Source organism: Bradyrhizobium sp. 25ACV (genome assembly GCF_054863005.1).
In genome coordinates, this window is sequence record NZ_JAVAYO010000171.1 from 1 (window position 1) to 246 (window position 246).

Below are 246 nucleotides of genomic sequence, written 5' to 3' on the forward strand. Positions count from 1 at the left end.
GAGTTTCAGGATCTGCTCTATCAGGAGGTGTCGCGCCCCGGCTCAGCCTCGGGCGGTGCCGATGCAAAGATCCCGTCCGGCATCCAGATCGGGGCCGGCGTCAAAACCGGCGGCGTCTATCGCATTCTGGAACAGGGTGCGCTGACGCAAACCAGCAACCCGCAAGACGTCGCGATCCAGGGCAAGGGTTATTTCCAGGTCACGCTTCCCTCGGGCGAAACGGGCTATACGCGCGACGGCAGCTTC

General features: G+C 63.4%; 1 protein-coding gene. It reads left to right on the forward strand.

What is annotated here, in order from left to right; all coding sequences use genetic code 11:
- Positions 1 to 246 (forward strand): flagellar hook-basal body complex protein (locus RAD04_RS39030; RefSeq protein WP_461628015.1); only part of this gene is annotated, 246 nt, incomplete at both ends.